Raw genomic sequence first — 22,838 nt, 5'->3', positions numbered from 1 at the left:
GGGCCAAGGCTCAACAGTAGGCAGGAAGTTCAGAGCACCTCCTCAATATAGAAGTGCCTCGCAATTGAGCAAATCGAAAGTCGAAACGGTGCTGTATCGGTGAACCTTCATTTGTTCGGCGTACTGTCGATTTCGCAGCAGCTCGTTCGACTATCTACTAAGGAATGAGACGGCGGATACGCTGTGATCCCCGGCATTCCCGGAACATGCACTTAACAGGAGAAGACCATGCGCAAGCTCACCGTTGCCGCTTTCCTGAGTCTGGACGGCGTTATGCAAGCCCCCGGCGGCCCTGACGAAGACACCAGCGACGAATTCCGCTTCGGTGGCTGGATCGTGCCCCACGCCGACAAGGTCTCCGGCGAGGCGGTACAGGACTTGTTCTCGCAGCCGTTCGAGTTGCTGCTGGGGCGTCGCACCTACGACATATTTGCGGCGTATTGGCCGCGGCAAACAGCCGATTCACATAGCCATTGCATTGCTGACCTGTTCAACCGTGCCACCAAGCATGTGGCCACGCATCGCCCCGATACGCTGGAATGGCAGAACAGTCATGCCTTGGATGGGGACATTGCCGATGCGATACGTGCGCTCAAGCAACAAGAGGGTGCCGACCTGTTGACGCAGGGCAGCGGCGATCTGGTGCGCCAACTGCTTGCTGCCGGATTGGTCGATGAACTTCGGCTGATGACGTTTCCCGTCATGCTGGGGCGCGGCAAGCGCTTGTTCGACGACACGGCGCAGGCTTCGGCCTTGACGTTGGTGAACTCCACCTGCACGTCCAACGGTGTGCTGATCACCCGGTATGTGCGCGACGGGGAGGTGCGCACCGGTACGTTTGATAAATGAATAGCATGGCCATCGGCGGTCTTCTGTTCCACCCAATGGGTAATCGATTCTCCCTCTGTGGCGACGAACCGGTTCTTCGCCACAGAGGATCTGTGCTTACACCTTCACTTCAACCTTATCCAATACCTGATTCACCGCCAATTCCCCCAACATCACCACTTGTGTAATCCCCAGCAGTGTCTTGCGGTTTGAGTTGTCCAGTAGCGCCGCGAGATTACTGAGCATGGTGGTGGCCGAGCCCAGTGATTCGCTGGCATTGACCAGCAGGGATTCGGTGTCGTACTTGGGGTTGGCGAGGAACATCGGTTCAGGTTCGTGGTTGCTGGCCATGATCTGGGCGGCCGGGTTGAGGTAGTGGTCGAGGGCGCGTTCGGCCGCTTCGTGGAATTTTTTCGAATCGAGGGATTCGTAGGGCGATGCCGGGTCAGTGTCCGGTGGGTTGGGTGTTGGTTTTTTCATAGTGAAACTCCTGATTGTTCATTAGGAGCTACCACCATCACTTGCAGATGATGGGTGGCAGCTATGTGCGGGTCTGCAAGACCGGGAAACCAGGAACCCGGCAGACCCGAAGGTCTCCCGCACAAAGCCGCCATTTCGCGGACTTGAACAAGCGTCCGTTGGCAGGGCTATGCGACTGGTATTCCGGCGGGCTTGCAGACCCGATCACTGATGAGCAGTGACGGGACTCAAGTTAACGACGGGGCCCAAGACGCACAAGCCGGCGGATTCTGTCTTACCCGTAGGCGATGGCGCAAGGCGTTGTAGCCTTTGGGTGGTAACAGGAGGCTTCGTTTAAACAGGCAGGAATTTCGTTGTTTAAGCGTCAGTCCCCACAAGGGGGTAATACCGTTCACTTAAGAAAATCTCGGGACAAACGAAAACTTGTGGCGAGGGAGCTTGCTCCCGCTGGACTGCGCAGCAGTCCCCTTCTTTTTGGATAAGCAAGGGGGCCGCTTCGCGACCCAGCGGGAGCAAGCTCCCTCGCCACAGATACAGCGTTGCGTTTAAGTGAACAGCATTACCGCAAGGGGAGCTTCATTGGGTCTTTGCGCTACAGCAGCTGGCGCCCGGAAAAAGACATTACGCCGTGGCTTCTTCTTGATAGAACGCGTAGTCGGTGTAGCCCACTTCGGTACCGCCAAAGAAGGTTGGGCGGTCATAAGCGTTCAGCGGCAGATTGTGGCGCAGGCGCTCCGGCAAGTCCGGGTTGGCGATGAAGTGACGACCGAAGGCCACCAGGTCGGCGTCGCCAGCCTGAATGATGGCCTCGGCGGATTCGCCGTTGAAGCCACCGGCAGCAATGATCACGCCGTTGTAGTGTTTGCGCATCAGTTGGGCTGCGACCGGCGCCGGGTCGGCATTTTCGTCCTCGATGTTGCCCAGGATCCGCGGCTCGATCAGGTGCAGGTAAGCCAGGTTCAGCGGCGCCAGTTGCTGCGCTACGTAGGTAAACAGGCCTTCCGGATCGCTGTCGCCCATGTCACCCCAGGTGCCGCTCGGGCCGACACGTACCGCCACGCGATCACTGCCCCACACGGAAATCAGCGCGTTGGTCACTTCCAACAGGAAACGAGCGCGGTTTTCGAACGAGCCGCCGTAACTGTCGGTGCGCTTGTTGCTGTTGTCCTGCAGGAACTGATCGACCAGATAACCGTTGGCGCCATGCAGTTCCACGCCGTCAAAACCGGCTTTCACGCCGCGTTCCGCTGCGGTGCGGAAGTTTTCTACCTGTTCTGCGATCTCTTCGATGGTCAGGGCGCGGTTCGGGGTGTTGGGTACCCAACCTTCAGTGGTGTAAGCCACGCCGCCGTGCAGGATTTCCGATGGGCCGACCGGGAGACTGTCTGCAGGCTGCACGTCGACATTGGACTGGCGACCCGCATGATAAAGCTGCAGGAAGATCTTGCCGCCTTTGGCGTGCACGGCGTCAGTGACGTGTTTCCAACCTGCGATCTGGCTGTCCTCGAACAGGCCCGGTGCGCCGAGATAGCCATTGCCGTTTGGCGCGGCGATGGTGGCTTCACCAATCAGGAAACCGCCTTCGGAAGTGCGCTGGGCGTAGTACTCGGCCATCAAGGCGCCAGGGCGGGCGCCGTCTTCGGCACGCATCCGGGTCAGCGGTGCCAATACAACGCGGTGGGCGAAGGTGAAGGGGCCGACGTTAACTGGGGAATGAAGTTTGGACATGATTGCCTCGGTCTGAAGAGTTAGGGGTAGAGCCATTGATCATTTGCCTGGGTCGATTGCCGTGTGGCTTTCGGGGTTGAGGCGCTTGGCATTAGTTAATGCGATTTCCCCAGGCGGATAAATGGGCTGTGATTCCCAACACTTCGGACTTTTCGGCTGTAATGCCTGTCGGCTAGCCGGTTAACACAATCACCTCTTCGCAGGTTTTCCGCTGGTAGGGATGTGCAGGTACGACATCACGCTTTCCGTCAGTTCGGTGGCGAGTTTGACCGCTTCTTTATTGCGCGCCATCACGCCAGCAGGGGGGGGCTTTGTATCGGGGAGGGGGAGGTCGTTTCAATGCCTGGCCGATTGCTGCCCATTACGGCGGGCAGCAATCGACCAGGAAAGTGCTCGTCGGGATGCCCCGACGCCTAATCAATCCAACGGTTTCAGCGCTTGATCTGGGAAATCTTCGTGCCTTCGATGCTGACCCCGGCCATCAAGCCTTGCTGGTCGGTAATGAACGCGTACGCGTCATCCTTCAGCGTTGAGCTGGACAGGTTCTTCGCAATCCCTTCATCCACTACAACAACCGTTGGCCCTACACCGATTTCCCAGCCCTTGGTTTCGGCGAGGTATTTCACCGCTTTGTCGGTCATCAGAAACACCACATAGCCGTACGACTGGGCGCCGGCTTGCAGCCCCCAGGACCCGCTGACGGAGTTGTAATAATCCACTGCTTTGTCGCCCTTCATTAATACGCCTTCGCCATAACTACCGCCGAATACCAGGCCGGCCTTGATGATTTTCGGGAAGACCAGGATCGCCTTTGCCTGTTTTGAAAGGGTTTCTGCAGCGGGGGTGGATTTGTAGAGGATTTTCAATTCTTGCCGAGCGTCGGCGTTCAGATCCTCGGCGGTGGCTGCACCTGCTGTGTTGAGCAAGCTCGCCGAGGCCAATGCCGCTGTCGCGAGGAAGAACGAGAGGAGGAATCGTATTGATTGTGTCATTACCGTACTCCGAGAAAGGGAGCTTGGACGGGAACAGCAGTCAGTGCCTGCGTCTGGCAGGAACCGGGTTTGCTGACGTTATCCGGCGCACCCTGAAAGGTTGGGATTGCAAGCGTCGCGCTTGAACACTAGAGGCCCCGGGCCGCTGATCAGTTGCGATGCCATCACTTGTTGTGACCACTGTGTAACGGCGGGGTTCGCTGATGGCTGACACGCCTCGAACCTCGATCAATTCCTTGGTGTCCGGCCGTAATCCTCTGCGCTGCTAAAATGCACCTTCGAGTTCCAATCCAGGAGAACCAAGATGATCAGCAAAAACACGATTTGTCTCTGGTACGACGGCAGCGCGCTGGAAGCTGCGACCTTCTATGCCAAGACATTTCCCGACAGTGCCGTGGGTGCCGTCCACCGCGCGCCGAGCGACTATCCGGCGGGCAAGCAGGGCGATGTCTTGACGGTTGAGTTCACGGTGATGGGCATTCCGTGTCTGGGCCTGAACGGCGGATCGGGGATCCAGCATAACCAGGCCTTTTCGTTCCAGGTCGCGACTGACGACCAAGCCGAAACGGATCGCCTGTGGCATGCGATTGTCAGCAACGGCGGCACGGAAAATGTCTGCGGCTGGTGCCAGGACAAGTGGGGGTTATCGTGGCAGATCACCCCGCGTGTGTTGACGGCCGCGGTCACCGATCCTGATCAAGCGGTGGCCAAGCGCGCGTTCGAGGCCATGATGCAAATGGGCAAGATCGACATCGCGGCGATCGAAGCAGCGGTGGGGCGTTAGCGGGTCACGTGGAAGTGGTTGATTGCTCCGCGCGGGCCCGATCAATCAACCACTTCTTCAATACCGCAGCGGCTGGACGTAAAACAGCCTGACGGTGGTGAACCAGGTAATAGCCTCTGGATACCGGCAGGCGCATTTCAAAGGGTTCGCACAGCGAGCCATTGCGCATTTCCACTTCAGTCAGGACCGCGCTACTCAGTACAACCCCCTGTCCATGTCGTGCCGTTTCTATGGCCAGAATGGACTGGTCGAAATGTTGACTGGGGATGCCAGCCACCTGCGCGTCGGTCAATTGGCTGAACCGTTTGAACCACGGCGTCCAGTGGGGAAGCAGGGTGGTTTGCAGGAGTGTGGCCCGCACCAGGTCTTCGGGGCCTTTGAGCTTGAGTTTGCGGGCATAGTCGGGTGAGCAATAAAGCCGGGCTTCATCCGGATACAGCAAGGTTGCGTCCAGCGTCGGATCGTTGCCGTCAAAGTAGCGAATCGCCAGATCAACCCGATCCCGCTCAAAGTCGATCAACGCCGTCGATGCGCTCAGGTGCAGGGAAATGTCGGGCCTGAAACTCAAGAAGTCGGCCATTCGTGGCGCGAACCACTTCGCAGCCAGCGTCGGCGGCATGGACAGCCACACTTCATTGACGTTGCTCAGGCGCAGCTCGTTGCTGGCTTGCTGGATCCGCAGCAATGCGGGTTGCACGGCGGCCCAGTAGTTCAGCGCAGCTTGAGTCGGCTGGACTTGCCGCACCGACCGGATGAACAGCGGCGTACCCAACCATTCTTCGAGCTTCTGAATCTGCTGGCCCACGGCGCCCGGGGTGACATGCAGTTCAGCCGCCGCTTCAGTAAAACTGGCGTGTTTCATCGCGGCATCGAATGCGAGCAGGGCCTTGAGGGGAGGCATGTTGTTCATACTGAAGTTTTTCTACTCCATGCAGGTTTTTTAATCGTTTGTTCAGTTCGGCCTTCAGCCCGTACCTTCGCACATTAACTCCCCGTGGAGAGGTTCATCATGAACAAATTTGTCTATCCTGCCTTTGCTTTGCTCGGGCTGATCTGGGGCACCAATTTCATTTTCATGAAGTGGGCTGCCGAGGTGATTACGCCGATGCAGGTTGTGCTGTTGCGGGTGCTCTTCGGTTTCGTCCCGATCCTTGTCCTGGCGCTGTCACGCCGTGCGTTGCGCTGGTCTCATTTGCGCTACTTGCACCATTTCTTCGTTATGTCGTTGCTCGCCACCACCGTGTATTACCTGGCGTTTGCCAAGGGCGCGGCGCTGCTTCCTTCGGGAATCGCCGGCATGCTCAGTGGTGCGATTCCGCTCTTCGCCTTTTTGACGGCGTTTGTGTTTTTGCGCCAGGAACCGATCAATCGCTTGACGGTGACGGGCCTGATGATCGGTTTTGTCGGTGTGCTGCTCATCGCTCAGCCATGGAACAGCGCCGGCAATGGCGTTGATATCCGTGGCGTGCTGTACATGGTCGGCGGTTCGCTGAGCCTGGGTTGCTCATTCGTTTACGCCAGACGGTTCCTGATGGACAAGGATCTGTCGCCGCTGGCGCTGTCCACATACCAGATCGGCCTGGCACTGCTGGTGCTGTTGTTGACCGCCGACCTTCACGGGATCGAGCGCATTGCACACGAGCCTGTCGCCTTGAGTGGGCTGGTGTTCGGGCTTGGGGTCATCGGCACCGGCGTGGCGTTCCTGTTGTATTACTTCCTGGTGCAGCACCTCGGCGCGCTCAAGGCGGCGGGTGTCACCTACATTCCGCCCGTCGTGGCACTGGGCATTGGTGCATTGCTGATCCATGAACCGTTGCAGGCCCATGATGTGCTGGCACTGCTGTGCATCGTCGTCGGGGTCTATGTATTGCAGGTCGGGAAGTCTGCGCCGCGCCCGATAGCCACCGCGTCTTCTTTAAAACCGCTTTAAAAACGTCCTCCAACAAACAAACCCTCAACCCCAGCAGGAAACCACCATGCCTTTAGCCAGAATCGATGTTGCCGCTGATACCTCCGAAGAAACCGTCGCCGCCATCAGCGATGTGGTCTACGAGGCCATGATGCAGACGGCCAACGTTCCCGAACATGACAAGTTCCAGATCATCAATCGCCACCGCAAGGATGAGCTGGTTTATCCGTCGGCTGGCTACTTGGGCCTGACTTACACCCCGGGGATTGTGTTCATTCAAGTGACCTGGAATGCCGGGCGAACCGTTGAGGTCAAGAAAGCGTTTTACCAGGCAATTGCCCAGGGCATTCATGCAAGGACAGGACTGCGCAAGGAAGATATCTGGATCAGTCTGGTGGACGTGAAGCGCGAGGACTGGTCGTTCGGCAATGGCGAGATGCAATACGCACCCGTCGATTGACGGAGGGGGCAAGCCCCCTCGCCACACACCGTTAACCCAACATTTCGCGCATCCGGTACCAGAGCATGCCCAGCGCCAGCAGTGGTGAGCGCAGGGCGCGGCCGCCGGGAAAGGTCATGTGCGGCACGGCGCTGAACACATCGAAGCCTTTGCTGTGCCCGGCATGGATGGCTTCGCCCAATAGTTTGGCGCACCAATGGGTGACGTTCAGGCCATGGCCGGAGTAGCCCTGGGCGTAGAACACGTTCGGGTGCTGGCTCAAGCGACCCACCTGGGGGAAGCGGTTGGCCGAGATGCCGATCATCCCGCCCCATTGATAGTCGATCCGTGCATTGGCCAGTTGCGGGAACACCTTGAGCATGTGCGGGCGCATGTAGGCGGCGATGTCCGCCGGATCGCGACCGGAGTAATGGCAAGCCCCGCCGAACAGCAAACGCCGGTCCGCCGAGAGCCGGTAGTAATCCAGGCCGACTTTCTGGTCACACAGCGCGACGTTATGCGGGATCAGCTGCGCCGCGGCTTCTTGCGACAGCGGTTCGGTAGCGATGATGTAGCTGCCCGCCGGAAGCACCTTGCCGCTGAGCTTGGGTTCGAGTTCCTCCAGATGCGCATTGCACGCCAGTACCAGGCTGCCGGCTCGCACCGTGCCACCGGCACAGCGCACCTGCACGGTATTGCCGTGGATCAGTTCCAGCACAGGGCTCTGCTCGAAGATCTGCACGCCGAGGGATTGCGCGACCTTGGCTTCGCCGAGGACCAGGTTCAGCGGGTGCAAATGCCCCGAGCCCATGTCGACCAAACCGCCGGCATACACGCCGGAGTTCACCACTTGCTCGCGGATCTGTCCGGGTTCGACCAGACGGGTTTCATGGGCGTAGCCCGACGCGATCAGTTCCGCGTGTTCGGCCTTCAGCCCGGCGAATTGCGCCGGGGTGTTGGCCAGTTCGCAGAAGCCCCAGCGCAGGTCGCAATCGATGCCGTGTTCGCGGACCCGGTTGCCCACCACTTGCACCGATTCGACGCCGGCCCGTTCCAGGTAGCGCACACCTTCGGCACCGACATGCTTGGCAAACCCGCTGACGTCGTGGCCGATGCCGCGAATCAACTGGCCGCCATTGCGCCCGCTGGCGCCCCAGCCAATCCGCCGGGCCTCCAGCAGGATCACCGAGAGCCCGCGCTGCGCCAGTTCGATGGCGGTGTTGACGCCGGTGAAGCCGCCGCCGATCACGCAGACATCGGCCGTCAGGTCCGAGGCCAGCGCGGGGCGCGGCGTCAGGCCGTTTGCCGACGCGGCGTAGTAGGAATGGGTGTGTTCGTTGCTGTACTGAGTCATTTGTTGGACTTCACTTTGCTCCAGGAACGGGTCATCAAACGCATGATCGCCTGGGGCGGGGTGGTCGAAATGTAGAGTTTGTCGAGGACGGCCTGCGAGGGATACACCTCAGGATTGTTCACCAGTTCCGGGTCCATGAATTCCTTGGCCGCCGGGTTCGGGTTGGCGTAACCGACCGACGCGCTGACCTTGGCAATCACTTTTGGGTCCAGCAGGTAGTTGATGAACGCGTGGGCTTCTTTTGGGTTGCTCGCGTCGGCGGGAACAGCCAGCAAGTCGAACCACAGGTTGCTGCCTTCCTTGGGAATGGCGTAGGCGATGTTCACACCGTTCTTGGCTTCCTTGGCACGGTTGGCGGCCTGGAACACGTCACCCGAGTAGCCGAACGCTACGCAAATGTCGCCGTTGGCCAGGTCGGACACGTACTTCGAGGAGTGGAAGTAGGTGATGTAAGGGCGGATGGCCAACAACTTGGCTTCGGCCTTTTTGAAGTCTTCAGGGTTTTCACTGCGCGGGTCCATGCCCATGTAGTTGAGCATCGCCGGGAATACTTCATCCGCCGAGTCCATCATCGACACGCCACACTGGCTGAGTTTCTTGATGTTTTCCGGTTCGAACAGCACGGCCCAGGAATCGATATGGTCGACGCCCAGCACTTGCTTGACCTTGTCGACGTTGTAGCCGATGCCGTTGGTGCCCCACAGGTACGGTACCGAGTGAGCGTTTTGCGGGTCGTTCTTTTCCAGCAGCGCCAACAGTTTCGGGTCGAGGTTTTTGAAGTTCGGCAGCTGTTCGCGGTCGAGTTTCAGGAACGCGCCGGCTTTCACCTGGCGTGCCAGGAAGTGGTTGGACGGCACGACTACGTCGTAGCCGGTGCGGCCCGCGAGCAGTTTGCCCTCCAGGGTTTCGTTGGAGTCGAAGACGTCGTAGATCACCTTGATCCCGGTTTTGGCCTGGAAGTCGGCGAGGGTGGTTTCGCCGATGTAATCGGTCCAGTTGTAGACGCTGACCTGTGGCTGAGCCTGCACACCGGCGCTGAACATTGCCGCCAGCGCGACCGGGACCATGGATTTCAATAGACGCATATCGACACCTCTTCTAATTATTGGATTCTTCCGGAGATTCTTTGGTGTTCCTGAGGCCGCTTTCGCGAGCAGGCTCGCTCCCACAGGGGGAATGCATTTCAAATGTGGGAGCGAGCCTGCTCGCGAAGAGGCCAGTACAGGCAAATCAGGTCTCAGACGCTCAGCAGCAGGAACTCACGCTCCCAGGAGCTGATCACGCGCTTGAAGTTTTCGTGTTCCGCGCGTTTGACCGCGACATAGCCGCGAACAAACTTGCTGCCCAGATAACGCTCGACGGTGTCGCATTCTTCCATCTGGGTCAGGGCGTCCTCGATGGTGATCGGCAAGCGCAGGTTGCGACGCTCATAAGCGCGTCCTTGCACTGCAGCGCTCGGTTCGATGCGCTCGACCATGCCCAGGTAACCGCACAGCAAACTGGCGGCAATCGCCAGGTACGGGTTGGCGTCGGCGCCCGGCAAGCGGTTTTCCACGCGCATCGCATCCGGCGACGAGGTCGGCACGCGCAAGCCGACGGTGCGGTTTTCTTCGCCCCATTCAACGTTGACCGGCGCCGAGGTGTCCGGAAGGAAGCGGCGGAACGAGTTCACGTTAGGCGCGAACATCGGCAGCAGTTTGGGGATGTACTTTTGCAGACCACCAATGTGGTGCAGGAACAACTCGCTCATGTTGCCATCGGCGTCGGCGAAGATCGGCAGGCCGGTGGCGATGTCGACCACGCTCTGGTGGATGTGCATGGCGCTGCCGGGCTCATCGCCAATCGGTTTGGCCATGAAGGTCGCCGCGACGTTGTGCTTGAGCGCCGCTTCACGCAGGGTGCGCTTGAACACGGTGATCTGGTCCGCCAGGTCCAGTGCGTCGCCGTGACGGAAGTTGATTTCCATCTGCGCCGGGCCGTCTTCGTGGATCAAGGTATCGAGGTCCAGGCCCTGCAGTTCACACCAGTCGTAGACGTCTTCGAACAGCGGATCGAATTCGTTGGCCGCGTCGATGGAAAACGACTGACGACCGCTTTCGGCACGGCCCGAACGGCCCATTGGTGCCTTGAGTGGCAAGTCCGGGTCTTCGCATCGCTGGGTCAGGTAAAACTCCATTTCCGGCGCAACAATCGGCCGCCAGCCTTTGTCGGTGTACAACTGCAGCACTTTCTTCAGCACGTTGCGCGGCGACAATTCGATCGGGTTGCCGAACTTGTCGAAGGTGTCGTGGATGACGATGGCGGTCGGCTCGATGGCCCATGGAATCACGTAGACCGCATTCGGGTCCGGCTTGCAGACCATGTCGATGTCGGCCGGGTCGAGCAGGTCGTAGTAGATGTCGTCGTCGACAAAGTCCCCGGTTACCGTTTGCAAAAGCACACTTTCCGGCAGGCGCATGCCTCGCTCATGCAGGAACTTGTTGGTGGGTGCAATCTTGCCGCGTGCAATGCCGGTCAAGTCACTGACCACACACTCGACTTCGGTAATCTTGTGATCTTTCAGCCAAGTGAACAGCTGATCGAAAGGGACATTCATAAAGACCTCGTTATTGGTTTTATTAACGTCGGGGAGGGCGGTTTCATCCACCGCACTCTTCCCCTGAGACGCGTTGACGACTATCTTGGGCGAGCCTTGCGGTTCCATCTATCCACTTTAAGCAGCACCAAAACGCACCAAACGAGTGCGTCAGGTCACCCATGTCAGCGTCCAGTCCGATTCAGGTTCAAGCGTTCAACACCGAAGATGTCGCCGAGCAAATCCGCGCCACACCGGGTTGGGTCCAGCACTATCAGCAAATGTCCCCGGGGCATTTCGCCGGGCGTGTGCGCTATCTGGACTTGCAAGGCGTGGAGATCTACGAAGAACAGATGAACACCCGCGTCGAGCAGAATTTCAGCGCGCCGCAAGGGTCGTTGGCGTTCTGTTTCGATCGCAGCGACAACGCGCTTTACCTGCTCAATGGCGAAAGCCGCAACATCTGGATCACCCCCGAGAACTACCAGGAAATCGCCGTGGTGTTCGGCCCGGAGTTCGTTCAGCGACAGGGTTTGGACGTGGAGCGGCTGGAAGGGTTGTTCCTGTCGCCGCTGAACTCGGGGCAGAACGCATTGTTCAGCCGCTGGTTGAGCGGCACGCTGACCCGCCTGGGCGAAACCCTCGACCCACCGAGCAAGGAAGCCTTGACGCAGCAATTGCTGGAGGACTGTTTGTACATCCTCGACAACGCCTGCGTGCGCCTCGACCGGGGTGGCTTACAGCGCCGCAGCGAAGAGCGCGCGGTCATGAAACGCATCGGCGAGTGGGCCGCCGATTCCCCGGAAGAAACCCTCAATTTGCTCGAGCTTTCCCAGGTCGCCGGGGTTTCGTTGCGCCAGTTGCAGCATGCGTTCAAGGCCTTCACCGGGATGACGCCGACCCATTGGCTGCGCCTGCGCCGGCTCAACAGCGCACACCGCGAACTGCTCAGCCGCACCCCCAACGAGACCACCGTCGCTGAAGTGGCAATGAACTGGTCGTTCTGGCATTTGGGGCGATTTTCCAGCAGCTATCGGGCGTTGTTCAAAGAGTTGCCGAGTGAAACGCTCAAGCGCGGCGGCCAACGCTAGATCATCGGCGGCAGCTTCTGCAAAATCTTGTCCAGCGTGATGGGGTATTCCCGAACGCGCGCGCCGGTGGCGTTGTAGATCGCATTGGCAATTGCCGCACTGACGCCGCACAAACCCAACTCGCCGACGCCCTTGGCTTTCATCGGCGATGAGGCCGGGTCCGTTTCGTCGAGGAAAATCACCTCCTGATGCGGGATGTCCGCATGCACCGGCACTTCGTAGCCGGCCAGGTCGTGGTTGACGAAGAAGCCCAGGCGCTTATCGACCACCAGGTCCTCCATCAACGCCGCGCCGACACCCATGGTCATCGCGCCGATCACCTGGCTGCGCGCCGAGGTCGGGTTGAGAATCCGCCCGGCTGCGCACACCGCGAGCATCCGCCGTACGCGGGTTTCACCGGTTGCGCTGTCGACCGCGACTTCGACAAAGTGCGCGCCGAAGGTGGATTGCTGGTACTGCTTGCTCAGTTCGGCGAATTCGATGGAGTCCTCGGCGACGATTTCGCCTGCGGTGGCCGCATCGTGCAGCGCAAAGGTGTTGCCGCCCGCATGGACTTCACCACCGGCAAACACAGCCTCTTCCACGTTGACGCCAAATTGTCGGGCTACCGCTTCGCGCAGTTTGACGCACGCCGCGTACACGCCCGCCGTCGAGCAATTGCCGCCGAACTGACCGCCAGAACCGGAGGACACCGGAAAGCTCGAATCGCCGAGCCGCACCACCACGTCATCGAGGCCGACGCCCATCATCTCGGCGGCGGTCTGGGCGATGATCGTGTAACTGCCGGTGCCGATATCGGTCATGTCGGTTTCCACGGTCACCGTGCCACTGGCATCCAGACGCACCCGTGCTCCGGATTTCACTTGCAGGTTGTTGCGAAACGCGACGCCGACGCCCATGCCGATCAGCCAGCGACCTTCGCGTTGAGTGCCCGGCTGTGGATGACGTTTGTCCCAGCCAAATCGCGCGGCCCCGGTGCGCAGGCATTCGACCAATTGTCGTTGGGAGAACGGGCGCTTGGGGTCGACCGGATCGACCTGAGTGTCGTTGATGATCCGAAACTCGATGGGGTCGAGTTTGAGTTTCTCGGCCATCTCGTCCATGGCGATTTCCAGTGCCATCAGCCCCGGTGCTTCACCCGGTGCGCGCATGGCGTTGCCTTCCGGCAGATCAAGCGTACTCAGGCGCATCGACACCAGGCGATTGTCCCCGGCATACAGCAGTTTGCTCGGTTGCGAGGCGTTTTCGACTTTGCCGCCGGGCAGGTCGCCGGACCAGCCTTCATGGCCCATGGCGGTGATCTTGCCGTCCACGGTGGCGCCGATGCGAATGCGTTGAATCGTTGCTGGGCGGTGGGTCGAGTTGTTGAAGATCATCGGCCGTGCCAGCGCGACTTTCACCGGCCGACCAGCCAGGCGCGCGCCGAGGGCGGCGAGGACTGCATCGCAGCGCAGGAACAGCTTGCCGCCAAAGCCGCCGCCGATGTAGGGCGAGATCAGGCGCACATTTTTCTTCGGGATACCGAGCGTGGTCGCCAGGTCAGTCACCGACCAGTCGATCATCTGATTCGAGGTCCACACGGTCAGTTGATCGCCTTGCCACGCGGCGATCGAGGCAAAGGGTTCCATCATCGAATGGGCTTGATCCGGGGTGGTGTACGTCGCATCAAACTGCACCGGCGCTGTCGCGAAGGCCGCGGTAAAGTCGCCATGGGTGGTGTCCGGCGATTCTTTGGTGGGCTCGCCGGAACCGTGAACACTGGCCAGATCGAAGGCGCCCTCGCTTTTGACATACTGGATGTCGACTCGCTGCGCAGCGGCCCGTGCCTGTTCGAAGGTCTCTGCCACCACCAGCGCCACGGCCTGGTGGTAGTGCTCGATCTCAGGACCGCCAAGCAGTTTTGCGGTGTTGTATTTGCCTTTGCCCAACTTGCCGGCGTTGGTGGCCGTGACAATGGCGATCACGCCCGGAGCGGACTGCGCCTCTTCAAGGTTCATTGAGGCAATGCGGCCCTTGGCGATGGCCGAACCGACGACCACGCCATACGCCTGGTTCGGCGCTACGTCGTGGTGTTCGTAGGCATAAGGCGCAGTACCGGTGGTCTTCAATGGCCCTTCGATACGGGTGGTGGGCTTGCCGACCACTTTCATCTGGTCGATGGGATTGGTGGTGGCGAGGGTGTCGAATTTCATGCGTGAGTCCTCGCTTGAGCCATGACCGACGCGAGCGTGCGCTCGACGAGGGTGAGTTTGAAGGCGTTTTCCGGGGTGGGCGTCGCGCCGGCGAGCAACTGATCTGCCACGGCTTTTGCCCCTTGCGGCATTGCCGTTTCAGCCGTTTCGACTCGCCATGGCTTGTGCGCAACGCCGCCCAGCGCGACGCGGCCGCTGCCGTCCTGCTGAATGACGGCCGCCACGGAAATCAGCGCAAACGCGTATGAAGCGCGGTCTCGAACCTTCTGATAAATGTGCGTGCCGCCGAGTGGCGCCGGCAGTGTCACGGCGGTGATCAACTCATTCGCTGCCAGCGTGGTTTCGATGTTCGGCGTGTTGCCTGGCAACCGATGGAAATCGGCGATGGCAATCACCCGGGTCGAGCCATCGGGGCGTACGGTTTCCACCTGCGCATCGAGTGCACGCATGGCCACAGCCATGTCGCTGGGGTGCGTGGCAATGCAGGCATCACTGACGCCGATGACGCCCAGCGAACGACTGAAACCACCGATGGCCGCACAGCCACTGCCGGGTTGGCGCTTGTTGCAGGCTTGATGGGTGTCGTAGAAATACGGGCAGCGCGTGCGTTGCAACAGGTTGCCAGCGGTGGTCGCCTTGTTGCGCAACTGGCCGGAAGCACCCGCGAGGAGGGCGCGCGACAGTAGCGCGTAGTCCTTGCGAACCCGGGCGTCGGCGGCGAGGTCGGTATTGCGCACCAGCGCACCGATTCTCAAGCCCCCTTCGGGTGTGGCTTCGATCCGCTCCAGCGCCAGACCGTTGACATCAATCAGGTGCGTGGGGGTTTCGATGTCCAGTTTCATCAGGTCGAGCAGGTTGGTGCCACCGGCGATAAACCGTGAGCCGTTGACCTGAGCTGCCAATGCAGCGGCTTCGGCGGGGGATTTGGCACGCAGGTAAGTGAAGGGCCTCATACGTTGGCCTCCGCGACTTCGGTGATCGCTTCGATGATGTTGGAGTACGCGCCACAGCGGCAGATGTTGCCGCTCATGCGCTCCTGCAGTTCACTGGCGATCAGTTGCGGCGAATCGGTCAGGCTGGCACTGGCGTGACTCGGAATGCCGGCGCGCATTTCCTCGAGCACCGCGACTGCCGAGCAGACCTGCCCCGGCGTGCAATAACCGCATTGGTAGCCGTCGTGCTTGATGAACGCGGCCTGCATCGGATGGAGCTTTTCAGGCGTGCCCAGCCCCTCGATGGTGGTGACCTTGGCGCCGTCGTGCATCACCGCCAGTGTCAGGCAAGCGTTGATGCGCCGGCCATCGACGATCACCGTGCAGGCACCGCACTGGCCGTGATCACAACCCTTTTTGGTGCCGGTGAGCTGCAAGTGTTCGCGCAATGCATCGAGCAGTGTGGTTCGGGTGTCGAGGTCCAGGTGGCGCTGTTGGCCATTGACCGACAGGGACACGGCAGCCTTGATCGGCTGCGCGGCATTGGCGGCGCAGGCTTTGGCCGAAATAAAGGGTGGCAGCACCATGGCTGTCGCCGTTACGACACCGACGATCAGGAAGGTGCGTCTGGAAAGCGGTAGCGGGGCACGGTTGTCCATTGATTCGATTCCTGTTCGTTTGGGCATGGCCAAGGCTCACAGAAAGAGTGACCCGCCTGAGCGGCGAATGTTTTTGCGTAATTCGTCTATAGAGTTATGAGCGGTGCTCATCAATCCGCTGGGGTCGCCGGTTTGGCCAGTTCAATACCCGCCGCGCCCAGGCGCTTCAAAATCTCGAACAACAGGTCACTTTTGGTGATGCCGACAATTCTCGGGCTGCTGACGTAACCGGTGATGGTCAGGGTGATGCCATCCGGGCTGAGTTTGCTGAAGCGGACAAACGTCGCCGGTTTGTCGAGGATGTTCTCATTCTCGTGGTAGGTGTCGTACAGCAGGTCTTTCACCTGCTCCGGGTCGATGTCCAGCGGGAACATCAACTCAAGGCTCGCCACGCCTTGGGCACTGCCGCCCAACGTCACGTTGCGCAGGTTTTGCGAGATCAATTGGGAGTTAGGCACGATCACGATCGAGCGGTCGGCGAGTTGTATTTCGGTGGCCCGGACGTTGATGCGGCGGATATCGCCCTCGACCCCACTGATGCTGATCAGGTCGCCGACCTTCACCGGACGCTCGGTCAGCAGGATCAGGCCGGAGACGAAGTTCTTGACGATTTCCTGCAAGCCGAAACCGATACCCACCGACAGGGCGCTGACAATCCACGCCAGGTTGGTCCACTTGATGCCCAGTGAAGACAAGGTCAGCAGAATCACCAGGGCATAGCCGATGTTGGCGAACAGCGTGCTCAGCGAGGCACACATGCCGGGGTCCATGTCGGTTTTTGGCAGGAACTCGTTATCCAGCCAGCGGCACAGCGCCCGAATCAGGTAGATACCGACAAACAGGGCCAGGATGGCGTTGAGCAAATGACCCGGGATGATGTTCAGTTTGCGCAAGCCGTCGCCGCCGAGAATCGACATTGCCTGGGCCACCAGTTGCCCGAACGTGGTGCCCACGCCGCCGACAAACAGCGAAATGACCGCCAACAGTATTAACGTCGCACGACCGGCCCCGGACAAAATGATCTGGGCTTGCTCAAGGCGTACATCGCCCATCCCCAGCAACTGTTTGATCGCCTTGCCGCTCGGGCTCTTGGGTGAGAACAGGTATTCGCAACTGTCCTTGAGCAACTGGATCAGCATGTAGAAGCCGGAGAGGATGATAAATCCCCAGACCAGTTCGTAGGTGATGAACCTTGCCAGGGAGACGTAGCCGATCAGCAAGGCGAAGAACGAGATGACCAGTGCAATGATCGTGCAGGTGTAAATCAGGCCGGCGAGGGCCGTCCCCGTTTCAGTAGCTTCGCCGGAGGCTACCAGGACTCTACGGGCGTGACTGGCGCGGCGGAACAGCAGGGTGAAAATCACCGCGACCACCAGCGCGATCAAGCCTCGTCCCAACAGCAAGGCGGGGCCGCTCATGCCGGAGACATTGCTGATTTGCGCCGCCGACGCCATCACCAGCAGGGTGGCGGCCAGTATTTTGGGGTAGGGCTGAATGGCCTCCGCGACGGAGTCTTCGATAGCGGGCAGTCGCCAGGAGGGGTGCTGGTTGGCCAGCAATGCCCGGCTCAACCCGGTGATCAGCACGCAGGTATAGACCACCCTTTCGAATTCCTCGGCGAAGTTCTGGATCATCGGCGACAACGGCAGTTCTCGCGTGAGCGCGTAAAACAGCAATTGCAGTGCGCACGCCGTGGTCAATACCGTGGCCACGACAGACGCCAGCGCCAGCGTGCTTCGCCGTAATCGCCCTTCAGGCAGGCGATGGATGCAAATCCAGGTCAGCCCGCGATCAGCCAGCCGACGGCCCCAGATCCAGATGACCAGGGCCAGCAAAATAATCATGATTGCCGAAAAACGCTGGCCGGGTTGCCAGGCGGCCGCAAGGGTGTTGCCGGCCTGCTCAATGAAATTTATGAGCCGCAGGCGATCCTCCGGGAGGGGATTAATTAACGGTTCCCAAAAATCCCGGCCCAGGATGCTGCCACTGCGCAGCGTGACTTCGCTTTCCAGGAGACTGCGTCGAATACTTGCAATCTGAGTGAGCAGGTCAACAGCACTGCCTCTCAGCGCGGCGAGGGTGTTCAAACTGGCATCGACGACTTTCTTTTGCTCGGAAAGAACAGCCCGTTGCGTGGTGATATCCGATTTCTCGACAGCTTCGCCACCCAGGGAAACCGGACCGCTCAGCACATCCAGTTGCGCTTGCAGTTGTTTCTGTTCGGGCAGCAGCGATGATTGCAGGTTGTCCACGTCATTGATGAACGACTGAACGGAATCTTGCAGGCCGACCATCATGGTGACGTTATTGGCCAGTGAAACCCGCTGTTTGATCAGGTCCAGGCGCAGTTGCAGGCCTTGCAGTTCAGTGGTGGACACCGCCGCGGGCGCAGACTCCGGCGCAATGATTGAAGACGGTGTCGGATCGTCGGCAGGCAGCGCTGCGCCACTGGGCACCAGCAGGGTGAGCGCGACGAGAATCACTGACATCAATACATGACGCATAGGCGTGCGGCCCTGTTGTTGGTCACTCAGCCTATGAGGTTAGGTCATCAGGCCGAAACGATCGAAAAGTTTCATGTTGACGGGCCGCAATCGACATAAGGGCCCTGAGGCGGGTGATGGCTGATCTACACTTCTTGATGCTCAATCAAGCGCGGGATAGTGGTCAACGGACTGCTCGGTACTGCGCAGGAGGTCGTCATGCCCAAGTTGTCTTCCATCAGCCTGTGTGTCGCGTTATCGGTTGCATCTGCCCAGGGCTGGGCGCAAACCGTTGTGCCGACCAAAGGCCAGAGTTCGCAACAGACCCAGCTGGATATCAATGAATGCCAGAGCATCGCGGCCAGCCAGACGGCTTCGACCGACACGTCGCCTTCCGGGGGAAGAGTGAAGGGCGCAGCGGTGGGTGCCGCTGCCGGTGCTGTTGCAGCCGACGCCCGCGGGCGTCAGCACGACGAGTTTTACGACAACGCGAATGACAACGTGAAGCAGGAATATCGGCAAAATCAAGCCAAAGGTGCGGCGGCGGCCGGTGTCGTGGTGGGTGGTTCGCGCCAGCGTCAGGAACGCCGAGCGGATGAAAAAACCAGCGCTGCCAACAGCCAGGCTTCCTATACCAGCTGCCTGCAAGGCAAGGGTTATCAGGTCAATCCCTGAGCCGGTGCCGCTGTCGGCCGGTCAAGCAAGCGAACCATCACGCAGGCGTACAGCGTGACGGCGATGAACAGTCCCATGCGCACGGCGAAGGCGGTGTAGACGTCTTTGCCCAAGGCGCTGTCCTGCACGGACTGGCCCAGCAGAATGATCAGCGTGATAAAGGTGTTGAGCCACAACCCCGGGCCATACCGGCTCGGGCTAAGCGCATACAGCTTGCGCGCCAGGATCAGGCCGAACAGCAGCATCCACAGGAAGAACATCCACAGGTGCACAAACAGGCTCAGTGCACACCAGAACAGGATGGCCAGCAATCCGCCGAGCAACGTCGCGCCGAGCAGCTCACGTCCGGCATTGCGCGCGGAGGTCGTGGAGCATTGCTGACCCAGGCCGACGGCTTTCAGGATGATGGGCAGGTAGCTCGCCGGGTCGACCATGGCCAGCAGGAACGTTGGTAAAACGATCAAGGTTGCACGCAGCGCGATCCGACTGGCTTCTACCCCCTCCGGCGGTGGGGCGGCGGGCGGAGAGGGCGCATTGGCAGGTTCGGGAAATAGCCAGTGACTGATCGCAATCACTATCACCGCCAGTAACAAACCTTTGACCAACGCGCCGATGACCATCGCCGCCAAGTCGAATTCGGCGACGCCCGCCGATGAAATCATCGTCAGGCCCATCACCAGCAAGGTCACGATCAGGTTGTTGCCGCCACTGAGCCCCCAGCGAAAGACCAGGAACAGGCTGACCGTGACCAACAGCACGCCGCTCAACGGGTAGTAACGCAGGATCGGGATCAATAGCAGGCCGATGCCGGTGGTCAGCATCGCCACCAGGGCGAGAACAATGGCAGCCTTGAACGGCAGCGGTCGATTGACCGAGGCCAGGAGCAGCAGGCACAGCACAGGCGCGAGAAACGGAATCGGCAGCGCCAGGCCGAAACTGATTGCCAGGCACAGTGCAGCACCGCTGGCCAACCGCAACGCGCGTTGTGCCCGTGGCGTGCGTTTAGTAGGCATAGGACAGCCAGCTCATCATCCCTAAAAAGACCCGGCCCAGCGGGTTGAGCCAATTGCCCGGTGAAGGGAAGGCCATGATTTCAGCCTGCCCGCCGGCACGAATGTTCCCGCTGCCAAGCAGTGCGTTCATGGACTGCTCGGAAAACTCGATGACCACCGGGAAGCGTTGGGCCGGTCGCAGCCAGTCCCGGCTATTTTGTATACCGGGTAGCGTGCCGGGCGGGGCTGGCTGCCCGACGCTGATCCCATAACCGACACTGCGCACGTGGCCCTCGAAGACTTCACCCGGCACCGCATCGAGGACGATGGACACCGGCGTGTCGGGCCGCACCAGGCCGAGGTTGTTCTCGGTCATGTCGGCTGTGATCCAGATGTCTTGAATTGTGATCAGGGTCATCACCGGGCTGCCGGCGGCGGCGAATTGCCCGACGTCGGTGCGCAAGTCCGTGATCAACCCCGCCGAGCGTGCCCGTGTCTGCGTGTTGGACAGATCCAGTTCGGCTTTTTCCAGCACCCCGGCGGCGCTGCGCAGTTTTGCGTTGACGTCTTCACCGCCACCTTCGGTTTCTTTTGCACGCTCTACCTCGGCTCGGGCGGCCGCCGTTTGACTGATCGCGGCTTCACGGCTGGTGCGTGACGCGTCGAGAACGCGCACGGAAATGGTTCCCGGGTCTTCACGGTACAACCCTTCCAGGCGCTGATTCTCCTGGCGGGCCTTGGTTTCGTTGGCTTGGGCGGCGCGCAAGGCCGCTTGCGCCGAGGCAATCCCCGCAGTGCTGGCGCCCAATTGCCGACGGGTTGTCTCAAGGTCGGCGCGGGCGCGGTCGACGGCAATCTTGTAAGGCGCCGGGTCCACCTCGAACACCACGTCGCCGGCCTTGACGGTCTGATTGTTGTGAACGTTTACCCGGATCACCCGGCCCGCGACTTCCGATGCCACCGGAATGACAAATGCACCGACCCGTGCCTGTTGCGTATAGGGCGTGAAACGGTCGGCCAACACATACCAGACCAGGCTCAGGATGATCAGCAGCAACACCCATTTGATGCCTTTTTTCGCCGGATCGGCCGCCACGGGCTCGGCGGCGTTGGGGGAGGGCTGCGCAGCGTCACTCATGGCTAATGTCCTTGGCGGGTAGCGGGAAAGCGGGCAGGTCGGCGGCGGGCTCGTCCAGCATGTTGCCCCAGTCGGTGCGTTGTTCCATCAGATGGCGCGTGGCCGGGTCGACACGTGGCAGGGCGGAGTACCAACCACCGCCCAAGGCCTTGTACAGAGCAATGACATTGCTCACCGCATTGCCGCGGGCGATCAGGTAATTGTCCTGTTGTTCGAGCAGCGCCCGTTGCGCGTCGAGTACTCGCTGGAAGTCGGAGTAACCTTCGCGAAATTGCACGCTGGCCAGTGACAGCGAACGCGTGGCGGCGCCGCCGGCTTCGCGCAGGATGCGCTCGCTTTCCAGGGACTGGATCAGCCCGTTGGCCGCATCATCGGCCTCGCGCGCAGCCTGGCGAACCTTGTCGCGGTAGGCTTCGATCAACTGCTGCAACCGCGCGTCCTGCACGCGCACGTTGTTGGTGATCTGTCCGTAATCGAACACATTCCAGCGCAGGCTGGGGCCACCGACCAGGTCCAGGCTGCTGGACGTGCCGTGGATCGTGTCAGTCGACCAGACAATGCTGCCGAGCAAGGTCAGCGACGGATAGAAATCACTTTCGGCCACACCGATCAGCGCCCCCTGGGCGGCCACGTTGAGTTCGGCGGCGCGGACGTCAGGCCGACGCAACAGCAGGCTGGCGGGCACATCTTGCAGTACGGCGCGATCGACCAGCGGCACCAGGCTGTCATTCTCGATCACCTGCGGCAGCCCGCCCGGCGGTTGCCCGATCAGCACAGCCAGCGCGTTACGCGTGCGTTGCAACTGATCCTGGAGGTTGGGAATACTGGCCAGCGTGCCCAAGTATTGGGTTTTGGCCTGTTGCAGATCGAGTTCGGCGTCCTGGCCGCTCTTGAACAGTTTTTCGGTGATCTCGAAATTGCGCTTTTGCTGTTTGGCGTTTTCACGGGCGACGCGCAGCCGGGCTTCGGTGGTGCGCAACAAATAATAGGTATCGGCCACTTGAGCGCGCAGCAGGACCAGCGCGTCTTCGTAGTTGGCCTGGGCAGAAAAATACAGCGCATCGGCGGATTCGATGGCGCGGGCGAAACGTCCCCAGAAGTCGAGCTCCCAACCGACGTCAAACCCGCCACTGTGTTGCCAGAAATTATTGTCCTGCGGATTGTTACCACCGTATTGGTGACGTTTGACATACACACTGTCAGCGCTCACTTGTTGCAGTTGCGGGTACAGCGTGCTTTGCGCAATGCCCAGTTGGGCGCGGGACTCCATGACGCGCAAACCGGCGATTTTAAGGCTGGAGTTGTGAGCATCCGCTTGGGCAATCAGTTGATCGAGCACCGGGTCGTTGAAGACATGCCACCACTGGCGCAGATCCGGATTCGCCCCGCGCTGGCTGGATTGCTCAAGGGACGGAGTGTCCCAATGCTTGATCCATTCTTCACCGGGTGGCTGGAAATCCGGGCCGAGCTTAATGCAGCCGCTCAGGGCCAACGCCCCCAGCAGGGTGAGGTAGCCCGGTTGCACCAGCGGGGACCGACTTGGAGGCATAGTTCCGTGTCCAGCCAAGAAAGATCACTGGAGCATAG

The 22,838-nt window shown here is 60.3% G+C and carries 20 protein-coding genes and 1 pseudogene; 6 read left to right on the top strand and 15 right to left on the bottom strand.

Features of this window, described 5'->3' with window-relative positions; translation table 11 throughout:
• Positions 1 to 228: 228 nt before the first annotated feature.
• Complete coding sequence (locus ACWKV5_RS17320) at positions 229 to 849, top strand: dihydrofolate reductase family protein (RefSeq protein WP_483842273.1); 621 nt, start codon at positions 229 to 231, stop codon at positions 847 to 849.
• A gap of 96 nt (positions 850 to 945) precedes the next feature.
• Here the strand turns inward: ACWKV5_RS17320 and ACWKV5_RS17315 are convergent, their stop codons facing one another.
• The 4 genes and pseudogenes from ACWKV5_RS17315 to ACWKV5_RS17300 form a co-directional block, all read right to left on the bottom strand.
• A complete protein-coding gene (locus ACWKV5_RS17315; protein WP_483842272.1) occupies positions 946 to 1,308 on the bottom strand; it encodes a DUF6124 family protein in 363 nt (120 codons plus the stop codon).
• A gap of 621 nt (positions 1,309 to 1,929) precedes the next feature.
• Positions 1,930 to 3,036, bottom strand: coding sequence for an alkene reductase (locus ACWKV5_RS17310; RefSeq protein ID WP_483842271.1), 1,107 nt, complete (start codon positions 3,034 to 3,036; stop codon positions 1,930 to 1,932).
• Positions 3,037 to 3,225: 189 nt separating this feature from the next.
• Positions 3,226 to 3,336 (bottom strand): annotated as a pseudogene (locus ACWKV5_RS17305) (MurR/RpiR family transcriptional regulator); the annotation flags it as partial.
• A gap of 131 nt (positions 3,337 to 3,467) precedes the next feature.
• Positions 3,468 to 4,028, bottom strand: a complete 561-nt coding sequence (locus ACWKV5_RS17300) for a lipid-binding SYLF domain-containing protein (protein ID WP_483842270.1) — start codon at positions 4,026 to 4,028, stop codon at positions 3,468 to 3,470.
• Positions 4,029 to 4,332: 304 nt separating this feature from the next.
• On the opposite strand from ACWKV5_RS17300, the gene ACWKV5_RS17295 reads away from it, so the two are divergent.
• Positions 4,333 to 4,812, top strand: a complete 480-nt coding sequence (locus ACWKV5_RS17295) for a VOC family protein (RefSeq protein WP_483842269.1) — start codon at positions 4,333 to 4,335, stop codon at positions 4,810 to 4,812.
• 4 nt (positions 4,813 to 4,816) lie between these two features.
• On the opposite strand, the gene ACWKV5_RS17290 is transcribed toward ACWKV5_RS17295, so the two are convergent.
• Complete coding sequence (locus ACWKV5_RS17290) at positions 4,817 to 5,722, bottom strand: LysR substrate-binding domain-containing protein (RefSeq protein WP_483842268.1); 906 nt, start codon at positions 5,720 to 5,722, stop codon at positions 4,817 to 4,819.
• A gap of 99 nt (positions 5,723 to 5,821) precedes the next feature.
• On the opposite strand from ACWKV5_RS17290, the gene ACWKV5_RS17285 reads away from it, so the two are divergent.
• Together ACWKV5_RS17285 and ACWKV5_RS17280 are read left to right on the top strand one after the other, a co-directional pair.
• Positions 5,822 to 6,742, top strand: a complete 921-nt coding sequence (locus tag ACWKV5_RS17285; RefSeq protein ID WP_483842267.1) for a DMT family transporter — start codon at positions 5,822 to 5,824, stop codon at positions 6,740 to 6,742.
• A 46-nt stretch (positions 6,743 to 6,788) separates the two neighbouring features.
• Positions 6,789 to 7,181, top strand: coding sequence for a tautomerase family protein (locus ACWKV5_RS17280; RefSeq protein WP_483842266.1), 393 nt, complete (start codon positions 6,789 to 6,791; stop codon positions 7,179 to 7,181).
• A gap of 31 nt (positions 7,182 to 7,212) precedes the next feature.
• On the opposite strand, the gene ACWKV5_RS17275 is transcribed toward ACWKV5_RS17280, so the two are convergent.
• The 3 genes from ACWKV5_RS17275 to ACWKV5_RS17265 form a co-directional block, all read right to left on the bottom strand.
• On the bottom strand, positions 7,213 to 8,514 hold the full coding sequence (locus ACWKV5_RS17275) for an NAD(P)/FAD-dependent oxidoreductase (RefSeq protein ID WP_483842265.1): 1,302 nt from the start codon (positions 8,512 to 8,514) through the stop codon (positions 7,213 to 7,215).
• Positions 8,511 to 9,599: a polyamine ABC transporter substrate-binding protein gene (locus tag ACWKV5_RS17270; protein ID WP_483842264.1), complete on the bottom strand. Its 1,089-nt coding sequence runs from the start codon at positions 9,597 to 9,599 to the stop codon at positions 8,511 to 8,513. Before ACWKV5_RS17270 ends, ACWKV5_RS17275 begins: the two co-directional genes overlap by 4 nt.
• Before the next feature lie 152 nt (positions 9,600 to 9,751).
• Positions 9,752 to 11,110 carry a glutamine synthetase family protein gene (locus tag ACWKV5_RS17265; RefSeq protein WP_483842263.1) on the bottom strand — a complete coding sequence of 453 codons (1,359 nt, stop codon included), beginning with the start codon at positions 11,108 to 11,110 and terminating at the stop codon, positions 9,752 to 9,754.
• A gap of 161 nt (positions 11,111 to 11,271) precedes the next feature.
• On the opposite strand from ACWKV5_RS17265, the gene ACWKV5_RS17260 reads away from it, so the two are divergent.
• Complete coding sequence (locus ACWKV5_RS17260; protein ID WP_483842262.1) at positions 11,272 to 12,180, top strand: helix-turn-helix domain-containing protein; 909 nt, start codon at positions 11,272 to 11,274, stop codon at positions 12,178 to 12,180.
• On the opposite strand, the gene paoC is transcribed toward ACWKV5_RS17260, so the two are convergent.
• The 4 genes from paoC to ACWKV5_RS17240 form a co-directional block, all read right to left on the bottom strand.
• A complete protein-coding gene (paoC, locus tag ACWKV5_RS17255; protein WP_483842261.1) occupies positions 12,177 to 14,372 on the bottom strand; it encodes an aldehyde oxidoreductase molybdenum-binding subunit PaoC in 2,196 nt (731 codons plus the stop codon). The two genes, ACWKV5_RS17260 and paoC, sit on opposite strands and share 4 nt — an antisense overlap.
• Entirely contained in the window at positions 14,369 to 15,325 is a 957-nt protein-coding gene (locus tag ACWKV5_RS17250) for an FAD binding domain-containing protein (protein ID WP_483842260.1), read from the bottom strand. Before ACWKV5_RS17250 ends, paoC begins: the two co-directional genes overlap by 4 nt.
• Positions 15,322 to 15,963: an aldehyde dehydrogenase iron-sulfur subunit PaoA gene (gene paoA / locus ACWKV5_RS17245; RefSeq protein WP_483842259.1), complete on the bottom strand. Its 642-nt coding sequence runs from the start codon at positions 15,961 to 15,963 to the stop codon at positions 15,322 to 15,324. The genes ACWKV5_RS17250 and paoA overlap by 4 nt, the downstream gene beginning before the upstream one ends.
• Positions 15,964 to 16,073: 110 nt before the next feature.
• A complete protein-coding gene (locus tag ACWKV5_RS17240; protein ID WP_483842258.1) occupies positions 16,074 to 18,467 on the bottom strand; it encodes a DUF3772 domain-containing protein in 2,394 nt (797 codons plus the stop codon).
• Between the two features lie 198 nt (positions 18,468 to 18,665).
• Between ACWKV5_RS17240 and ACWKV5_RS17235 the strand changes: the two genes are divergently transcribed.
• Positions 18,666 to 19,121 carry a hypothetical protein gene (locus tag ACWKV5_RS17235; RefSeq protein ID WP_483842257.1) on the top strand — a complete coding sequence of 152 codons (456 nt, stop codon included), beginning with the start codon at positions 18,666 to 18,668 and terminating at the stop codon, positions 19,119 to 19,121.
• Here ACWKV5_RS17235 and ACWKV5_RS17230 read toward each other — a convergent pair.
• From ACWKV5_RS17230 to ACWKV5_RS17220, 3 genes are read right to left on the bottom strand one after another with little or no spacing between them, the layout of a single operon-like run.
• On the bottom strand, positions 19,106 to 20,134 hold the full coding sequence (locus ACWKV5_RS17230) for a DUF2955 domain-containing protein (RefSeq protein ID WP_483842256.1): 1,029 nt from the start codon (positions 20,132 to 20,134) through the stop codon (positions 19,106 to 19,108). The two genes, ACWKV5_RS17235 and ACWKV5_RS17230, sit on opposite strands and share 16 nt — an antisense overlap.
• Complete coding sequence (locus ACWKV5_RS17225) at positions 20,124 to 21,251, bottom strand: HlyD family secretion protein (RefSeq protein ID WP_483842255.1); 1,128 nt, start codon at positions 21,249 to 21,251, stop codon at positions 20,124 to 20,126. The genes ACWKV5_RS17230 and ACWKV5_RS17225 overlap by 11 nt, the downstream gene beginning before the upstream one ends.
• Complete coding sequence (locus ACWKV5_RS17220; protein WP_483842254.1) at positions 21,244 to 22,800, bottom strand: efflux transporter outer membrane subunit; 1,557 nt, start codon at positions 22,798 to 22,800, stop codon at positions 21,244 to 21,246. Before ACWKV5_RS17220 ends, ACWKV5_RS17225 begins: the two co-directional genes overlap by 8 nt.
• Positions 22,801 to 22,838: the final 38 nt, after the last annotated feature.

The sequence above is a fragment of the Pseudomonas oplopanacis genome (assembly GCF_057128725.1).
Note: the sequence above shows the minus strand (reverse complement) of the source record. Positions and strands in the feature narration are given on the sequence as shown.